This is a genomic window from Segetibacter aerophilus, assembly GCF_007991655.1.
In the GTDB taxonomy this organism is placed as follows: domain Bacteria; phylum Bacteroidota; class Bacteroidia; order Chitinophagales; family Chitinophagaceae; genus Segetibacter; species Segetibacter aerophilus.
This window is the reverse complement of record NZ_BJYT01000005.1, coordinates 181,823-199,743: the sequence shown is the minus strand read 5'-3', so window position 1 is coordinate 199,743 and position 17,921 is coordinate 181,823. Positions and strand designations below refer to the sequence as shown.

Annotated in this window: 12 protein-coding genes; 5 read left to right on the top strand and 7 right to left on the bottom strand. The window is 40.0% G+C overall.

Going from position 1 to position 17,921, the window contains the following annotated elements:
* Positions 1-7: 7 nt before the first annotated feature.
* Positions 8-3,400 carry a TonB-dependent receptor gene (locus SAE01_RS08295; protein WP_147203283.1) on the top strand — a complete coding sequence of 1,131 codons (3,393 nt, stop codon included), beginning with the start codon at positions 8-10 and terminating at the stop codon, positions 3,398-3,400.
* Positions 3,401-3,565: 165 nt separating this feature from the next.
* Here the strand turns inward: SAE01_RS08295 and SAE01_RS08290 are convergent, their stop codons facing one another.
* Positions 3,566-4,318 carry an alpha/beta hydrolase gene (locus SAE01_RS08290; RefSeq protein WP_246113187.1) on the bottom strand — a complete coding sequence of 251 codons (753 nt, stop codon included), beginning with the start codon at positions 4,316-4,318 and terminating at the stop codon, positions 3,566-3,568.
* A 348-nt stretch (positions 4,319-4,666) separates the two neighbouring features.
* On the opposite strand from SAE01_RS08290, the gene SAE01_RS08285 reads away from it, so the two are divergent.
* The 4 genes from SAE01_RS08285 (at position 4,667) to arsS (ending at position 9,307) form a co-directional block, all read left to right on the top strand.
* A complete protein-coding gene (locus SAE01_RS08285) occupies positions 4,667-5,620 on the top strand; it encodes an ATP-grasp domain-containing protein (protein WP_147203281.1) in 954 nt (317 codons plus the stop codon).
* 127 nt (positions 5,621-5,747) lie between these two features.
* Positions 5,748-6,857, top strand: a complete 1,110-nt coding sequence (locus tag SAE01_RS08280) for a carboxylate-amine ligase (RefSeq protein ID WP_147203280.1) — start codon at positions 5,748-5,750, stop codon at positions 6,855-6,857.
* A gap of 567 nt (positions 6,858-7,424) precedes the next feature.
* Entirely contained in the window at positions 7,425-8,207 is a 783-nt protein-coding gene (locus SAE01_RS08275; protein ID WP_147203279.1) for a DUF547 domain-containing protein, read from the top strand.
* A 38-nt stretch (positions 8,208-8,245) separates the two neighbouring features.
* Positions 8,246-9,307 (top strand): arsenosugar biosynthesis radical SAM (seleno)protein ArsS, encoded by a 1,062-nt coding sequence (arsS, locus tag SAE01_RS08270; RefSeq protein ID WP_147203278.1) that lies wholly within the window; start codon positions 8,246-8,248, stop codon positions 9,305-9,307.
* Positions 9,308-9,313: 6 nt separating this feature from the next.
* Here the strand turns inward: arsS and SAE01_RS08265 are convergent, their stop codons facing one another.
* The 6 genes from SAE01_RS08265 to SAE01_RS08240 all read right to left on the bottom strand — a co-directional run bounded on the left by SAE01_RS08265 (position 9,314) and on the right by SAE01_RS08240 (position 17,912).
* The gene (locus tag SAE01_RS08265) at positions 9,314-9,625 is read right to left on the bottom strand and encodes a DUF3467 domain-containing protein (RefSeq protein WP_147203277.1); all 312 of its coding nucleotides are present in this window, start codon (positions 9,623-9,625) and stop codon (positions 9,314-9,316) included.
* An 84-nt stretch (positions 9,626-9,709) separates the two neighbouring features.
* The gene (locus tag SAE01_RS08260) at positions 9,710-10,426 is read right to left on the bottom strand and encodes a hypothetical protein (RefSeq protein WP_147203276.1); all 717 of its coding nucleotides are present in this window, start codon (positions 10,424-10,426) and stop codon (positions 9,710-9,712) included.
* A gap of 150 nt (positions 10,427-10,576) precedes the next feature.
* Positions 10,577-11,515 carry a DUF1735 domain-containing protein gene (locus SAE01_RS08255; protein ID WP_147203275.1) on the bottom strand — a complete coding sequence of 313 codons (939 nt, stop codon included), beginning with the start codon at positions 11,513-11,515 and terminating at the stop codon, positions 10,577-10,579.
* Positions 11,516-11,542: 27 nt separating this feature from the next.
* A complete protein-coding gene (locus tag SAE01_RS08250; RefSeq protein ID WP_147203274.1) occupies positions 11,543-13,021 on the bottom strand; it encodes a SusD/RagB family nutrient-binding outer membrane lipoprotein in 1,479 nt (492 codons plus the stop codon).
* 27 nt (positions 13,022-13,048) lie between these two features.
* On the bottom strand, positions 13,049-16,159 hold the full coding sequence (locus tag SAE01_RS08245) for a SusC/RagA family TonB-linked outer membrane protein (protein WP_170234114.1): 3,111 nt from the start codon (positions 16,157-16,159) through the stop codon (positions 13,049-13,051).
* Between the two features lie 346 nt (positions 16,160-16,505).
* Positions 16,506-17,912, bottom strand: coding sequence for a RagB/SusD family nutrient uptake outer membrane protein (locus SAE01_RS08240; RefSeq protein ID WP_147203272.1), 1,407 nt, complete (start codon positions 17,910-17,912; stop codon positions 16,506-16,508).
* Positions 17,913-17,921: the final 9 nt, after the last annotated feature.

Here is a 17,921-nt window from a genome sequence, read left to right as displayed (position 1 = left end):
CCTAAATATGCTAACTAAGAGAATTACAAAATTTATTCTCGTTCTTTTTACGCCCCTCTACCTGTTTGCGCAGGAAACTACATCCGAAATAACGGGAACAGTGACAGATGGTAAAGCACCGCTTGTCGGCGCGACAGTGACTGCGCTGAATGTTCCCACCGGAACAAAGGCGGCGACCACAACGAGAAAAGAAGGACGTTACAATTTACCCAACCTTCGTGTCGGCGGTCCCTATCTTATCACGGTCTCCTATGTGGGGTTTGAAACAGCAAAACATGATAGCGTTTTCCTTTTGTTGGGCCAGGAGTTCAAGGCAGATTTTGATCTAACTGCATCTTCGGGAGCATTGCAGGAAGTAGTAGTAACTACCATGAGACAGAACTCAGTGTTCAACTCGAGTCATACAGGTAGCCAGGAAATAATTGGGCGCAGCCAGATTGAAAGATTGCCGACGATCAACCGCTCATTGCAGGATTTTACAAAACTTGAACCTAGTTCTAACGGCTTAAGTTTTGGTGGCAGAAGCAGCCAGTATAATAACCTCACAGTCGACGGTGCTAACTTCAACAATTCGTTTGGCTTATCAGGAACTTTGGGAGGTCAAACAAGTTCTCAACCGATTAGCATAGAAGCTATCGAGCAAATCCAGGTAAACGTTGCGCCTTACGATGTTAGGCAAGGAGGCTTTTCGGGTGCGGGCATCAACTCGGTAACACGTAGCGGAACTAACCAGTTTAAAGCTTCTGTATACACTTATTTGAAAGGAGCAGGTACGCAAGGTTATCATGTAGGCGCTGTTGACGTTGCAAGAACTCCGATTAAATATAACTTAAGCGGTTTCACTGTAGGCGGACCGATTATAAAAAACAAGTTGTTCTTCTTCTTTAGTGGTGAACAGGTAAGACAAGAATTGCCGGCTACGAGTTTTACTGCATCAAATGCTTCAAGCCCTGCGGTTACAGGAAGTGTTTCCCGCGCTAACTCAGATTCTTTGAACGCATTATCTGACCTTTTAAAGAAGACTTACAATTATGATCCGGGTGCATACCAGGGATATAATTTCAAGACAACCAGTAATAAAATAACGGCCAAAATTGATTGGAACATCAATAGCAAAAATACATTTACCATTAAGTACAATTATTTGAAGTCGTATGCTGACCAATTTCCAAGCAGTAGCAGGCCAAATAATGGTACTAGTCTCGTAACTAGTGGAGCGGGTTCGGCCAATAATACTGGCTTGCCTTTCTTCTCAGCTGGCTACGGAATCAACAACAACTTTAATATTGTGATTGCCGAGTTAAATTCGAGAATTAGCAGCAAGTTGTCTAATAAGCTACAGGTCGGCTACACAGCTTTGCGTGATTTCCGTTCTCCTCATTCGCCTTCAGCGACTATGCCATTCGTTGATATTTTAGATGGCTCAGGTAACGTCTTTACTTCGTTTGGATACGAAATGTACACGTATAACAATATCCTGAATACGGACGTGTATCAGTTCTCCGACATCGTTACGCTGTACAAGGGAAAACACGAAATCACGGCCGGTACGCAAGACTATTACCGTAAATACGAAAATGCTTTTGCACCAGGATACCAGGGAGTTTACCAGTACAACAGCTTGAATGATTTTAGGAACAGCGCTCTTTACGGAGCAGCGAATTCAAGAAATTATTATCTGCAATATTCTGCTCTGCCAGGTGGAGAATTTCCTTTTGCTTACGCTGGTTCCACTGAATTAGGTGTTTTTGCACAGGACAAGTGGCGCGCTACAAATAATTTCACTTTGACTTATGGTCTTCGTTTCGACATGACTATTTATAGACAAGACTTTACTGATAATCCATATTTTGATGCATTAAAATTCAAAAACGGAGAATCTTATAATATCGGCCAGGCTCCTGGTAATGCTGTAATCTTTTCTCCAAGAGTAGGATTTAACTGGGATGTGAAAAGCGACAAAAGCTTACAAATCAGAGGCGGCGCGGGTATTTTCTCAGGCCCCCCTCCTTTCGTGTGGTTAAGTAACCAGGCAAGTAACAATGGTATCCAATTTGGCGCAGTACAAACTATTGGGACTCCATCGGTAGCTACCAATGCAAATAGCCCTATAGTAAACGGGTCAGGTGTAGCTTATAATGCAAGCATCGCAAAGCCTACTGCTGGAAAGGCAAATACAAGTTATAGTGTTGCCTTAACTGATAAGAATTTTAAATATCCTACAGTTCTAAAATCTAGTTTAGCTATTGATAAGAGGTTAGCGGGTGACTGGATATTTACAGTTGAGGGAACGTACTCTAAAGATATTAATGCAGTTTATTACCAGAACCTAAATCTGAATGAGTCAAATGGGTTTACGCTGTCAGGCGTAGATAATAGGCCCCGTTATATTGCCGCAAGCGGAACGTCTTACCAGATGTATGCAAGCAACAAGTACTACTACAACAAGCCAACCGCAAGTAGTTTTGCTAATAACACTTTAGCAGATCCTTCAATTGGTACGGCTATCCTGATGAAAAATGCTAATGCAGGTTATTCTTACACACTTACAGGCCGTGTACAAAAGAGCTTTAAAAACTTGTACGTAAGTGCAGCTTATACCTACAGCGATGCGAGAAATATTGCGGAAGGTGGTAGTACTGCCTCTTCGTTGTGGAGCGCAAGAGCGGTTAGCAATACCGATCCTAATGCACCGACTTTAGGTTATGCTTCTTTTTATCAACCGCACAGGGTGATTGTTGCAGCGTCTTACAAAGTTGCCTACGCTAAACATTTTGCTACTTCACTAGGGGCCATTTTTGAAGCCTCTCCTTCTGGCACCAGTTCATATATTTATAGCAATGATTTAAATGGAGATGGTAATACAAATGACCTAGTCTACATTCCTAAAGATCAAAGCGAAATTAACCTTGTGAAAGTTGGGTCAGGTGGATTAGGAACGGGTACAAGTACCGACCTTAGAACTCCTGCACAGATTTATTCTCAGCTGGACAATTACATCAAACAGGATAAGTATTTAAGTGCTCACAGAGGTGAATATGCGCAGGCTAACCAGTTCGTATATCCATTCTACAAAAGACTTGATTTAAACCTTACACAGGATATTTATTTCAACTCCGGAAAAGATAAGCACACGCTACGCCTGACTGTAGATTTGATCAACGCAGGAAACTTTGTAAACAAGTATTGGGGATTGCTTAAAACCCCGACGTTGTCAAGCAATGCTTCCGGATACCAGTTGTTGACTTTTGAAGGTTTGACTGCAGATGGAAAGCCGAGCTTCTCGTTCCCTTACCAAGACGCGACAAATCAAATTCCACGTACTGCAAGTTTTACTAACAGTACGAGCATTCTTTCTCGTTGGCAGATGCAATTCGGGATCAAATACCTATTTAACTAATAACAATAAAAGCATAAAAAAGAGCCGAACCTGTCATCCAGGTTCGGCTCTTTTTTATGCAAATTTCGCTAAGCCGAATAAATAGAAAAAGTACAAGAGCGCGACGCAAGAGAAGCTGAAAACTGCTTTGCTGCTGGCTTCAAAAAACTTCCTGCCATTACCGATCTACCTTTTCCCCCAACCCCATTTTAGAAACTTTGGAAAAGCGCTTGCCCAGGTTTCAATGTTGTGTTTACCGTCTTCAAGTTGTAGGTAACGGATTTGATCGTCGTGGTAACCGATGTTTTTTAAATCTTCAATAAGGTCTGTTGTGTCTTCAATTGAATCTATTATACCATTGTTATTTCTGTCTGCTGTCTCATCAAGACAACCGCATTCGAAAAAGAACCGGAGCGACGGATGATAGCTTCCTTTCTGCACCTGCAAATGCATAATCCGATCCTTATCCCAGTCGTAACCTTCGTCTTCGTAACCACGCCTTCGCCACCAAAGAGATCCGCTAAATACCCCCGCATTTGTAAACTCTTGATAGTGATTCCATACCATGTCTAACGCGCTTAATCCACCGAGAGAGAAACCGGCAAAAGATTTATTATTGAAGGAAGATACGGCAAATTCGCTTTGCAAAAACGGCAGCAATTCATCTAAAACAAACTTGCTATACAAGCCTGCCCTTGCTCCCCTCCCTTTGTAATCGGCGCTATAAACTGTTCCGTATTCGTTCATTCTATCCGGGCCGCAATGAATGGCCACATAGAGTAGGGGCTGAATTTGTCCTAAGAAAATCAAAGGGTCAAGGATAGCCGCAAACTCCATTGTTCTCAAATCTTGTCCATCATTAACTAGCAGTAGATCGACGCCTTTTGTAAGATCCAATTTATTAGGAAGGTAGACGTCAATGATTACATCCCTTTGCAAATATTCTGAATAAAGTTTTCGTTCCTCGATCCTTAATGTAGAGTAAGTTTTTTCTTGAATTGCTATATTTCCTTGCACCATAATTATAAGTAAAGCTAAAAGTAATGTTGCTTCTAAAATTTTCGTTGCTACAATTAAGCCGCCTCTATTGAGATATTTATTTAAATAATCCCTTACGCATTAAAGGTGAGGAATGATTGTATCAGGTAAACCAGTTATATAAAAAATTAAAATAATCTGGCAGCAGCTAAGGTACGTGGTACATTATTTATGTCTAGATACCTGTATCTTGAAAAATCAAAATAGCAACAACAGCTCATTCTATACATTTTCAAAAACAAACAGCTTATGAAAAAGATTGGCATCCTTCATGGAAAAGAAAGAAGTTTTCCTACAGCATTTATTGATAGGGTAAACAGCAAAGGAATAGACGGAATTATCGCTGAACCGGTAAGAATAGAAAAAGTTGTGCAGGGAGAACCAACGGAGTATGCGGTTATCATCGATCGTATCAGCCAAGATGTTCCTTTCTATCGTGCTTATCTTAAAAATGCAGCTTTATGCGGAACGGCTGTTATCAATAACCCCTTTTGGTGGAGTGCTGACGAGAAGTTTTTCAACAATTGCCTCGCTACTAAAATAGGAGTTCCGGTTCCAAAAACCGTCATACTACCATCTTACCAATTACCTCCTGACACTACCGGGGAGTCATTCAGCAATCTTGCCTATCCTTTAGACTGGGATGGGATTTTTAACTACATCGGATTTCCTGCTTATATGAAACCATTTGCCGGTGGCGGTTGGAAAAGCGTATACAGGTTAGAAAACAAAGACGAGTTTTTGCAAAAGCATGGAGAAACGGGCGAACTGGTTATGTTGCTGCAGGAAGAAATCATCTTTGAAGAATACTACCGTTGTTATTGCATTGGCGGAAAGTACGTTCGCATAATGCCTTACGAGCCAAGAAATCCATTTCATCTTAGGTATGTAGCTGATTTTTCTCCAAGTGCAGAAAAGCTGAAAGAAATGGAGGAAATTGTTTTGCGAATAAACAAATACCTCGGCTACGATTTTAATACAGTAGAACTGGCGTTACGTGATGGCGTTCCCTATGCTATTGATTTTTGCAATCCGGCTCCTGACGCAGATATAAATAGTGTTGGACAGGAAAACTTTGACTGGGTCGTAGAAACAGCCGCAACTTTTGCAATAGAAAAAGCTCAATCTAACGAACCCGCAAAAGATAACCTCACTTGGGGTGAATATGTAAAACGAAGCAGCAGCAGTCAGAACCTAATTTGAACCAATTTGAAAATAACTCAATATCTCAATGTCTCAGTTTTTGGAAAAGAAATGAATTGACCACGAGTTAGCGCGAAGCAGATACATTTTCAAATCTTCACATTTTTAAATTTTCACATTAGTAACTATGGGACCAATCAATTATAAGCACTTTACTTTAGGTATAGAGGAAGAATACATGGTTATGGATCCACAGTCGCGTGAATTGAAAAGTCACGAACAGAAAATCGTTTCTGAGGGCCAAAAGGTTATTCGCGACCAGGTAAAGGCCGAGATGCACCAGGCAGTGGTTGAAGTAGGCACTGATATTTGCGAAAATATAGACGTTGCATTACGCGACGTAACGACGCTAAGAAATACCATCTCGCACATTGCGGGAGACCTGGGATTATGGGTGGGTGCATCGGGTACACACCCTTTTAGCCATTGGGAACGACAACTAATTACTGACCACGCGCGGTACAACGCGATAGTTAATGAATTGCAGGAGGCTGCACGCAGCAATCTTATTTTCGGTCTACACGTGCATGTGGGAATGGAGAGCCGCGAAATGGCCATTCATATTGCTAATTCTGCCCGTTATTTTCTTCCGCACGTGTATGCACTCAGCACGAACTCTCCCTTTTGGGAGGGCAGGCTAACAGGTTATAAATCATTTCGAACAAAGGTATTTGACAAGTTTCCCCGCACCGGTATACCTGACTTTTTCGAAAGTATAGAGGCTTATGACAGTTATATAAAACTGCTTGTAAAGACCAATTGTATCGACAACGCTAAAAAGATCTGGTGGGATTTAAGAGTTCATCCGTTTTTTAATACGGTTGAATTTCGCATTTGTGATGTACCAATGACGATTAATGAAACGATCGCTATTGCTGCTTTGTTCCAGGCCATCTGTGCGAAGCTTTACCTGCTTCGTAGTAAAAACTTAAATTTTATCATGTACTCTCGCCTGCTGATTAATGAAAATAAATGGCGCGCTGGCAGATATGGTATTGATGGAACAATGATAGATTTCGGAAAAGAGTCAGAGGTAAACACGCGCGTGCTAATTTACGAGTTACTCGATTTCGTTGACGACGTAGTAGACCAGCTGGGAAGCAGGCATGCCATTGCCCACGTACATAAAATGCTTGAAAATGGCACGGGCGCCGACCGTCAGCTAGCTGTATTTAAAGAAACTAATAGTCTCGTTTCCGTGGCAGATTTTATTCACGACCAGTTTCTGGCGACTTAGTTTCACCAAAGCACAATTTGATTCCTTTCCAATATGTATGATTTATTAACCCAGCGTTGGTAATGCTATAATGCTTTTGTTGCGTCGCACTCTTGTACCTTAGTTTAAACAAATTCAGCCTGTTTTTGCTGCTTTGAGAATATGCGGTTGAAGGGTGTGACACAACAAAAGAACCACAATGAAAAGATGCTTGAACCAAATCAAATACTAGCTCCCGTTGCATAACTTCTTTCCAGATTGAAAAGCAACAACGGGTAAACGACTTGCTCCGAAACAGCAGCTTCTCGTTGAAGAACGAACTAGCACCTCTCTCCTATTTTCGTTAGCTACCTGAAACTTTCCTAGACCCACATGGGCTCGTTCTTGGTGATCTAAAAAACTTACTGCACGTTTCCTTAGGTAAAGCAGTGGTGATTTAAGCCGGCTTTTTCCGTTTACACTACTTGCCAGATAGAATTAGTATGAGTTCCTATCCTTGCCCTTAGCCTATGAACTTTCAACATTTTTATTAGTAAATCTTTGAAAACTGAAAAAATCTTTTCCGCCGAATCTCCCGTAATTTTTACTATGAAAATAACGGCCCATATAATTTTATTAACTTTATTAATCATGCGCGGATTGGCCGGGGAAAAAGTTGATGGCAAGTTTCAGGGAGTAAATATTATTGAAACATCACAACAATTATTACTACAGGCAAAGACCCGTGAACCAACAGACTCGCTTGTAAAAGTAATTGAGCGCATAACAGAAGGTGACCTTACGAGCCAACTTACTAATGACACTTATAAAAAAACTTTTTGGATAAATATTTATAACGCTTTTACCCAGGTTATCCTTACGAAAAACCCCGATAAGTACAAGAACCGAGGTTCATTGTTTGGAGACAAACAAATTAACATCGCCGGTCAAAAGTTAAGCCTCGACGACATTGAACATGGTGTTTTAAGACATTCAAAAGTGAAATGGAGTTTGGGGTATATCAACAAATTGTTTCCTTCTTCATTCGAGAAAAAACAAAGAGTTGACAGCCTGGATTACAGGATTCACTTTTCATTAAACTGCGGTGCGAAAAGCTGTCCGCCAATTGCCTTTTACAATCCTGAACAGTTAGACAAGCAATTGAACATGGCGACCAGGGTGTATTTGCAAGGCGAAGCTGAATACAACGAAAAAGAAAACCGTGTGGCCCTGCCGGCAACTATGGGTTGGTTCAGGAAGGACTTTGGCGGCAAGAAAAAAATGTTAGAACTATTGCATCAGCTAGAAATTATACCGAAAAGTAAGCAGCCGGCGATCGAGTTTAAAAAGTATAATTGGAACCTTTTTCTGGAGAATTACAAGGCCGAATAAAAGGGTTGGAAAAATATTAAATCGATATTGAGGTAAAAATGATAAAGGACACAAAATCGTTAAAAGCTAAAGGAAACATATTAGCAGACGCACAATACCAGGTGGAGTTATTGGAAAGCGATAACCACAATTTATACAGGCTCATTCCTTTTCAGCAGAACTTGGAAAGAGCTGGATTGTTTCCTTTACGCCCAACCGATCTTCAAATTTTCCAGGTTAATGTTGGCAAAATGTGTAACCAGGTTTGCAAACATTGCCACGTAGATGCAGGCCCTGATCGAAAAGAAATTATGACGAAGGAAACGATGCAACTATGTATTGATGCATTGGTTCAAAACCCATCTATAGGCATAGTTGATTTGACAGGCGGCGCACCTGAACTAAATCCTGATTTCCGCTGGTTTGTAGAGAACATAAAAGCACTTGGACGACATATTATTGTACGCTGCAACCTTACAATCATTCTTGCTAATAAGCGTTTCAACGACCTTCCTGAGTTCTTTAAATTACATCGAGTGGAAGTAGTATCGTCGCTTCCCTCCTATTCCCGCGAAAGAACAGACAGGCAGCGGGGCGACGGAGTTTTCGAGGATTCAATAAAAGCCTTAAAAATGCTTAATAGTGTTGGATATGGACAACCGAATTCCGGCCTGATTTTAAACCTTGTTTACAATCCCGCAGGTGCTTTTCTTCCACCCAACCAGGCGAGCCTCGAACTTGAATATAAAGATGCTTTATTAAAAGACTTTGGAATTGTATTCAACAACCTGTTTACCATTACCAACTTGCCCATTAGTCGATACCTGAATTACCTGCTAAATAGCGGCAATTACGAAAAATATATGGAGAAGCTAGTAGCTGCTTTCAACCCTGTTGCAGCAGCAAATGTTATGTGTAGAAACACAATTTCAATTGGATGGGATGGCTTTCTATATGACTGCGACTTTAACCAAATGCTCGATCTTAAAGTTAGTTCTTCTGCGAAGCACATTTCTAAATTCAGCAGTTCGGAATTAGGCGACCGAGAAATCATAGTTAATCAACATTGCTATGGTTGCGCGGCCGGTGCTGGCTCAAGTTGTGGAGGCGCAGTAACTTAGGTTGAATTAGGCTTGTGCAGTAGGTCCCCCGAAGTTTAAAGGGATCTCGACCTGCTCCAAATCTTGTATCGTACCGTTAGCGGCCTCGTAACGATTGACATTGTCTTCAAGCGCTTTTAGGAAACGTTTGGCATGCATTGGAGTAAAAATAATGCGGCTCTTTACTTTGCTCTTTGGAGTCCCCGGCATTACGCTAACAAAATCTATTACAAATTCTGCATGGCTATGAGTAATAATAGCGAGATTAGCATAAGTTCCTTCGGCAACTTCTTCGCTTATCTCAATATTTATTTGGTTGGGAGCTTGTTGGTCAGCCATGTTTTAAATTTGGTAGCAAATGTAAAGAAACATGTTGTTACAAATCCATAATCGTTGCCCGTGACCGAGAGACTTAATTCTGTTCTACAGGTTGTTATTATAACTATTAATCAAGATGACCAGCTCCGCTTCTTTAGAGAAATCAATCTCTCTGTTGGTAGTATAACTTTTAATGAAAGGATCATCGCCAAATTCTTTTAAAATGTCTTTTTTCCTGGGTTTAATACTATGTAGCGTTTTGTCACCTTTCAAATAAATATAATATTCACTATACTGCTCAAAAACCTTCAAACTCTTATCCATATTATTAATAGGATCAGCAATCAATCTGATTTTAAATTGCTTAAGAAGCGTCGCTTTTTTCCCGTCCTCCAATACGTTCAGATAACCCTTCATTTCAGGCTTCCCATATACGAATCCGCTATGGAACAAAAGCTTCTGCTTGCCCATGTGCTCGGGAAGACTCATGACAAAACTTTCAATTGGAATATCTCTTTCAAATATTTCTTTTTTGATATCAATTCCGGCTTTCTGGTTGTAGAGGTCGTAGAGAATTTTTTCGTCAGTTACCGTCTTACCATCCTTATAAGTTATCACACCCGGGAAAGCCTCTCCTAATAAGTATGGCGACCCTTTAACTTTAAATGCCCCAATCCGCAAGTAATCTCCTGTCCATTTCTCAAAAACATGCCGATTGAAACTGCCAACGGGGTCCACCTGGCTAAATACGTGATCACAGATCAGAAACAAAACGCCCAGGACAACAACTATTTTTTTGACATTAATAATAAGACTTCTCAAAACTTTTTTTATTAAATATAACCAAAAAGGAAACATTTTTTCATTGAAAATAATACTACGGTTTTTATAAACATTTTCCGCCTTAACACCAATTTCCAGCAATAAAAAACCACCCAATTATGGGTGGTTTTCTTTTCATTTATACAATATTTACTGTTTTGTAAATACCTCGTCTATTATACGGTCAGAACCGCCTGAGCCTCCAGCACCGTTGTTATATAGGGATACAATATGAAACTGCTTAGTAGCAGGATTATAAGTATGTACACAATAATTGACAACAGGTAAACCTTCTAAGAGAGTAGCATTAGATTTAACAATGGCATTATTAGGATTATTGGGATCAATGCTAATTAAATATTGATATCCACTTCCCCCAAGGTTAGCGTAATCTATTGAGATAGTTTTATCATCTACCGGCCTTGCTAATTTTGGGGAAGGACTTGCTGCAGTGGATCCATAGCCAGTTGGAATAGGAGCACCACAACTGTAACCGATTGTACCGGTATAGTTATACCTGGTTCCAACAACAGTATAGTTACCTGCAAGGGGGTTACCTATAATATTATAATATCTGGTATTTAAGTTACTACTCAAGGTAGCACCTGGAGCATCAAGTATTGTAATCGGTATCAAATAACTGGTAGCAGGGTCAAACTTCGCTTGATTAATGGTAAGTTTTGTAGTTACAGAACTTGCACCTGCCGGTATAGTCAAATCTGTACTACCCAGTTTTACCATCTCAGTCGTAACTGGCTGAAAATTCTTACTGTTGGCTGAATTATAACCAGCAATCTTAGAGTTGTCAATGCCTATTTTAACAGATTGCGGCTCTGTTGTTTTTGCCGCGTAATCCAGGTTAATAGTTACATCTACAGTTATTGCGCTGTCTTTCTGTGTATTAATTAAGATACTTGACTTAGAGAAGTTTTGAAGTCCTCCTATTCCAACAGAAACATATTTCTTACCTTCTGTATCCCTGATCGCTCCATATAATCCTTTATCGTATCCGGCATCTTTAAGACATGAACTTAAAGTAACAGAGATCGAGAGGATTAACAAAAGACTATTAAAAAATATTTTTTTCATTTTTCTTATTTAGATTATTCAAGTTTATTATTTATCCCAAAACACTTTTGGAGAATAAGGTGTAACCGTTCCTACATTCTTAATAGTTTCTGCATTATAGCTATATTCTGAAGTTGGATAAAGTAATCTTCTTGGGATTAAATTGGTACCTCTTTCAGGTGCTATTGACAACGGTGGCTGCACTATACCAAGTCTTCTCCAGTCGTTATAAGTCTCGTTGGCTTGAATGCCATTTAAAGCAAAATACTTCTGCCAAATGATGGTGGAAATCTTCTGATCTAAAGTACCTGCCGCAGGGAATGCGACGCGTGGATCTGAACTTGTAAGATATGTATTAGCCTGCGCAGCAGTTAAACCAAGAAAAGTGAAAGATTCCCGCACGGCATTTTCATAAGCTGCCTTTGCATCACCAGAAAGAAAACCTCTCGCAGTTGCTTCTGCTACCAGGAATTGGCTTTCAACAGATGTCATTATCCACATTGGTGCTGAAGGTGATGAAGCAGGGCCTGGACCAGGTCCGGAAGTATTGTCACTTCCGTTAGTAGTAACAGGATCAGCTCCGTAATCGGTTCCCTTGAAAGCACTACCTGTTTTTGACGGACGGTAAACCTTTTGTACTCTAGGATCAGCTAATGAATTCATTATACTAAGTGAAAAATTGTTAGCCCTATTATAGTTATCGGCCTCGTTTCCATTAGAAAGGAAAAGATGTGCATTATAGTAAGGGTTTGGCTTGTCTGTTGTATAGCCTGGTTGAACAGAAGCGCTTACTCCATTACCAAGAAATCCAGAACCTTCTGCAACAATTTTTGCAACTTCCGCTGGAATATTAAAAGTACTTGTCTTAGTTGTATGAAGCAGTAAGCGAAGTTTTAGCGAATTTGCAAATTTTGCCCAGTTTGTTTTGTTTCCTTTGAACACTATATCCTGTGTGGCAATATTTGCATCATTACCTGTTGCACTTTTTATAAGTGCCAAACCAGTATCAACTAAGGGTACTAATGTTTTATAGATATCTTCACCCTTATCATAAGTTGGCCTGATGTTACCTACTAAATCAAATGCTGTAGAATAAGGAGCATCACCGTAAAAATCTACCACGATAGCCATTTCATGTGCTTCCATTATTTTAGCTATCCCCTGGTAGAATTTCCAGTTTAGTCCGGCAGCTTTTTTTCCAATAGACCGAAACTGACCTACTATGTAATAGCTGTTCTCAAACAAGCCCGCCATTGTACCGTTTGTTATGTTGTAACTCATCTCAACTGTAGACCTGGAAAAAGATCCTGACGCACTCCAATAACCCATCCATCGATTAAGCATATCATATGTACTCGCATTTTGTGCTGCTACATTGCTTAACTGGGCTGCAGTTGCGAGATCTGGAGTAATGGAAGATTCAGTTGGCCTGTTTGGATCCGTGTTAATATCTAAATATTCCTTTTTACAACTGCCGAGTAACATAACGAGGCCAATTGCTATTATTGATAAACTATATTTTCTCATTTTTAATATTTATATCGATTAAGATGATTAGAAGACTAATACCGCGTTGAAACCATAAAGCCTGTTTGGAGGCAAGTTGGCTGTAGTATTTACTCCTAATCCATTTCCAGTGCTTGTGTTGAATTCAGGATCAGTCCATTGATTAGACTTTGGTAAGAACGTGAACATGTTACGCGCAGTTAAACCAATCGTTGCAGATTTAAGGAATTTAGCGCCTTGTATAAACGAAGTCGGTAAACTGTATATCAAAGAAATCTCACGAATTTTGAAAGCAGCGGCACTAGTAAGATAATTTGTATTGATACCCCTGTTGGTATTTGTACCCTCATAGAAGCCATAGCCACCGTTTGTAGTTAGTATAGAGGTGTTCTCTATATATTTTCCGCTTCCGTCGTCATACACTGAATTAGGCACAACAAAACGTTGGCGATTGTTGCTTCCACTTCTGGCAGAACTTCCGGTAAAATCCATGTCGGATCCAATCGCGTTATAAACCTGGTGTCCGCCTCTATAATCAGCAGTTACATTTAATGTTAAACCTTTCCATGCAATAGAAGGCACTAGACCAAGAATAGTCTTAGGCATTGTATTTCCGAACGTCTTTAAATTTGGATCCAAAGAAGGATAACCTGTATTACGGTCAACGATAATACGACCTTGCGGGTCACGTACGTAATCAGTCAATTTAAACATAAAGGCCGGATAGCCTACAATTGCGTAGTTGCTGTTACCAACAGGTAATTCATTCAATCCTTGGTAAACTGAGTTTACCCTACTATCCATCAAGCTTAGGTTAGCATTAAAATTCACTCTAAAATCGCCCAGATTAACAAGTGGGGTTAGACGTAAATCAAATTCAAGTCCCTTATTATCAAAGTCAGCAGCATTAACTGTGGTAGATCCTACGCCTGTTGCACGGGATACGTTTACATTAATTATCTGGTTGGTATTGTTTTGCAAATAACCAGTCACTTCCAGGTTAACCTTGTTCTTTAATATTGAAATTTCAAACCCAGCTTCTTTTGAGTTTACAAACTCAGGCTTAATATCTGGATTATTTACAGCAGTTGAACCTTGGAAACCAGGAAGGTTGCCATAAGGGAAACCGGCTGCAACACCGTAAACACTTTCAAGCTGATAAGCACCAAAAACAGGATCCTGGTTTCCGCTTAAGTTTACGTTACCTGACTTAACAATTGAACCTCTTACTTTTAAGTAAGAAATCAAAGAGCTGTTTTTAATTGCAGGTATTGCATCACTTAACACAATCGAAGCATTTGCTCCTGGGAAGAAGAATGATCGATTATTAGAAGGAAGTCTCGAATCCCAGTTGTTTCTTCCTGTAAGTTCTAAAAACGCCCACTTTTTGAAGCCGAACGTTACCTGGCCATAAGCACCTAATAAACGTGATTTATAATTACTTCCCCCCGCACCAGGTTCGCCAGTTCTATTTGCTACGTTGAAAAGAGTTGGAATAATAAGATTAGAACCGGAAATACCTACTGAGGTATACCTGTCTTCTCTTAACGACTGCCCTACAAGTCCGTCAATAGAAAAGTCACCAAACTCTTTCTGAGCAGTTAAGAAAACCTCTGAGTTTAACCTGTTGAATTTTGTTTCGTTGTTGCTGACACTCGCTTTGATATCATTTGAAGCATTGTACTTATGAGTTACGTTGTGCGCATAATCAGAAAACGTAAATGCTTCACTCGTGAACATTTCGTCGTTACTACGCATATTTGTGCTTGCCCTGTAAGTCAGGTTAAGCCAATCTGTAACCTTTAATCCTAGCTGAATTTGAGCAAAAAGGTCGTCGTTTAAACCGGTTCTCCTGTTTGCATCTTTTATGAAGTAAGGATTAGCGTAATATTCGTTGTAGTAATGATTAGGGCTAGAAGCGGGGTCGTTTCTCCAATCTTTATACTTCTTCAGATCTATCCAGCCAGCTGTATTAAAAACTTCCCAGTAAGGAGATACCGAAGCAACATTAAATTGCTGACGAGTATATGATAGATTGAAGTTTGTTGAAAACCTGCCGTATTCATTACTGGCATTGAAACGCAAAGTTGTACGACGGTTTTTATCTCCACCTAAAGTGCCGGAGATGTTTGCGTCTTGCGCAGAAAACAAAAAGTTTTTAGCCGAATACGAAATATCGTTTTGAATAGTTCTACCAGTTTCAAAGAAGTCTAATCTTCCTCTTTCTTTGTAAGAGTATTGCTCCATTTGAGGAATATTTCCTGGAAGAGGATGTCCTATTTCTCTCATAGAACCATCGTAAGGATCACCATACTGCTGGTTTTCCAAACCATCGAAAACACCAATTCCGGTAACCGGATCTACACTTGAACCAGAACCGAATTGCTTTTGAAATTTAGGTAAGAAAGATACTCTTTCAAATTGTGTTGAATTGCTTACTCTAACTTGAGGAGCACCAGTTTTAGAGCCTCTTAGCGTCTTTACGAATATAACTCCGTTTACTCCATCAGGACCATACAAAGCTGCTGCAGATGCACCTTTAAGAATGGTAATATCTTCTACGTCGTTTGGATTTAACCTGCTTAATTGATTTAAAGGAACAGGAGCACCATCAACAACCAATAGTGGTTGGTTGTTACCTGTTAAAGAACGAATACCACGGAGCGTGATACGTGTATCACCAAAAACACTGCTGTTTGTAGAAGCGATGTTAAGGCCGGATACTTTACCGGTTAAACCGTTTTGGATGTTTACAGGAGAAGCTTGCGTCAGTTCCTTGTTACCCAGTCTTGAAACTGAATATCCCAATTCCCGAGGTTGCTTTCTTACACCCAACGCAGTTGTTACAACTACTTCAGATAAACTTTGAGTTTGCTTAGCCAAAGAAATTGTCAAATTAGAAGTAGAAGTCACTGTCACTTCTTTTGCAGGGGCGCCTACTGCAGAAATAATTAAAACATCACCAGTTTTAGCATTAATTCTAAAAGCGCCATCTACATCAGCAGATGTTCCTACTGTACTTCCTTTAATGGAAACTGAAGCGCCGCCTACAGGCTGACCAGCTTCATCTAGGACTCTTCCGGTAATCGGACGAGTTTGTGCAAATACTAGAATTGACACTAGCATTAACACACTAAAAAGTGATAGAATTTTTCTCATGTGCATTTTTAATTTTAAACAATGACCGTAAAAATACTTAAATCAGGAATTGTTAACCAAATATTAATTCTAGAAATACTTTTCCTGAACGGTAAATAAGATTGACAAGCGGCAAAAAAGAAATGCTGCTTTAAAGATTTAAATAAAAAATTGTTTTTTTTGGCATTGGCGCTTCAACCACGGCATAAAGAAAAAAAAGAAGAAGAGAAATAAAAAGAAGTAAATGCTTTGTCACGTGGAGTACTCGAATACAAATATCAAGGTCATTTTAAAAAGTAACTCGTAATAAAAAAAAAGCAAAGGCAGTCAAAAGACTGCCTTTGCTTTTTTAGATTAATAATTCTTTCTAAGGATTTAGTTTATCCCACTGCACCTCCGCATCAGGGCGTGCAAAATTATCAAACACAACAAAGGTGTTGGCTCCAATAGTACCTTGTAATGGTAGAATACTTTTCTTTCCATACCTCAACACATCAAACCAGCGCTGTCCCTCAAAAAATAGTGAATACCGTCTTTGATTTAGCACTTCATCAATTAGACCGTTTTTATTGGCAAGGATTGTTGGTTTTGCAACAGCTAAAGGTCTTAAACCGTAAGCCGTTCTTATTCTGTCTAAAGCAACAATCGCATCTGCAAACTGATTTGACTGAATTTTCGCCTCCGCATACATCAATATCAACTCCTCATTTCTAATAATAGAAATAGAAGACGTGTTGGAAGCATACAGGGTAACGTCATGAGTAGAGGTTACGGCTCCTGAAGTTCGGGGAGAAGTTCTTTGGGCGACCTTCGCACTTGGGCCAAAAACTCTTGTATCTCCCGGCTCTGCATCAGTAATGAACTCATTAAAAGCTACAAAAGGAGCGCCCGAACTATTAGGCACGTGGTATAAAGGATTTACCTGGTCATTTGTCGTAGTTGAAAAAGTCATTACGGGACCAGTTTGCAAAGGACCTGTAAGGCTGAGAAAACTTTCATTTAGCGCAGCAAGCACGCCAGCCCAATCTTTCTGATACAAAAATATACGAGCAGCAATTGCCCTATTAAATTTCTTAAAATCAGGAACAGTTGTAAAGCCTGTATAGCCACTTGTCATGGTAAAAGGAAATTCTGTACCCCCTGCCGCCAAATCTGCATTTGCTTCATTCACTAACGTTTTTGCCAGGGCTAATCCTGATTCATATGTTCCGAACTTTCCCGGCTTTAGTAAATCACCCGGTGCTGACAAATCAGAAAATGTTTCGCGTATGCCGTTTTTACCCTGCATGTTTACCAGCACCCACACAGAATAGGCTTGCATTGTTTTTGCAAATCCACGTGTAGCTGCTTTTTCCTGGTCCGTTAACGCAGTCGTATTATTAGCAGACCTGATAAGGATTTCTGCGCGACGACGTAACGACGAGTAGTTTAGATAATAGGTATTCATTATACCAGCAGGATCGTTCATTCCATTGTACTGAGCTGCCTGCGTACCCAATAGTTCATTAAAATACCTGCTTTCAGTAGAAGCAGAATAAATGATTTCGCGTCCTACAGTTCCAGTTTCTCTATAATAACTCAGAATGCCATTCCGCATGCTTGATTGTACGCCCACAGCTAACTGGCTAATTTGTCCGCGTGTTGCATTGTTTAAAACAGACTCAACTGACGCGCCGTTTGGGTCGACCAGTACGTCTTCGTCATAAAACTGCTTTTTGCAGGCTGTCAGGCCAACAATGGCCAATACAACCAATATCGATGTATTTATTCTCATATACTATTT